The organism is Niallia nealsonii (assembly GCF_002835805.1).
In the GTDB taxonomy this organism is placed as follows: Bacteria; Bacillota; Bacilli; order Bacillales; family Cytobacillaceae; genus Niallia; species Niallia nealsonii.
This window is the reverse complement of record NZ_PISE01000082.1, coordinates 1-1266: the sequence shown is the minus strand read 5'-3', so window position 1 is coordinate 1266 and position 1266 is coordinate 1. Positions and strand designations below refer to the sequence as shown.

The following is a 1266-nucleotide window of genomic DNA, read 5'->3' as shown; positions in this document are numbered from 1 at the left end:
TGGAGTTAGTATATTTTTATGGACACCACTTAGTTAAGTCCTTACAATGTAATTCATGGAAGGATGTGTCCGTATGGAACGTAATAACACAAGCAAAAAGTACAATGAAGATTTCAAAAAAACAGTAGTGGATTTATATCATTCCGGTACCTCTGTGAAAGAATTAAGCAACGAATATGGCGTTTCTGAAGTGACTATTTATAAATGGATTAAGGATTTTACTCCTATTGGAACGGGGGAAGAATCCCTTACGCCTAAAGAACTGGCTGCCATTCAAAAAGAGAACCTTCGTTTAAAACAAGAGATTGAAATCTTAAAAAAGGCTATGGCCATATTCGCGAAAAAATAACCAATACAGAGCTTACCGATTTTATGGAGGAACACAAACAATATTACTCGGTTCAAATGATGTGTGATGTACTAGCTGTTCCAAGAAGTACCTATTACCATTCCTTACAGAAAACAGCGTCCACCCGTGAACGTGAAAATCATGCGATAACCAAGAAAATAATACAGATCCATCAAGAGAGTAAGGAACGATATGGCGCTCCGAAAATACATCGGATACTCCTGAAAAGTGGGCTCTCTGTGAGTTTAAAACGTGTACAGCGACTTATGACAAAAGCAAAAATCCGTTCGATTACCAAGAAAAAATACCGTCCGTACTCCAGTCGAGAAAAAGTGATGGAACGCAAGAATCTGTTAGATCGAGACTTCTCTACCACCACAATCAATGAGAAATGGGTCGCAGATATCACCTACATTCACACGGTAAGAGACGGATGGTGTTACCTGGCTTCCGTAATGGATTTACATTCTAAGAAAATTGTCGGTTATTCGTTTTCACGTTCCATGACAACGGACTTAGTAAAAATCGCTTTAGGAAACGCTTACTCTACTCAAAATCCTGCCAAAGGCTTACTTCTACACACAGATTTAGGCTCACAATACACAAGCTCGGAGTTTATGCAATACGTTCAATCTCGTGGTATTATTCAATCATTTAGCCAAAAAGGTTGTCCCTATGATAATGCCTGTATCGAGTCCTTTCACGCTATTTTAAAGAAAGAAGAAGTAAATCATGTACAATATCCAGACTACTACACGGCAAAATTAGCGATGTTTAAGTTTATTGAAGGTTGGTACAACAGAAAAAGAATACATAGTAGTTTGGATTACAATACTCCCCAGACAGTGGAAGATCAAATGAAACAATCAGCGTAGAACTTAACTTTTTTGTGTCTAAAATATTGACTCAAATCCAAT

1 protein-coding gene is annotated in these 1266 nt (G+C 37.6%); it reads left to right on the top strand.

All coding sequences use genetic code 11. The features are described 5' to 3' along the window. The first annotated feature begins 73 nt into the window (after positions 1–73). Positions 74–1224, top strand: a protein-coding gene (locus CWS01_RS22060; RefSeq protein ID WP_235852152.1) for an IS3 family transposase whose coding sequence is annotated in 2 segments (ribosomal slippage) — positions 74–323 and positions 323–1224 — 1152 coding nt in all. Because the reading frame shifts where the segments join, the coding sequence is not laid out codon by codon here. Positions 1225–1266 lie beyond the last annotated feature (42 nt).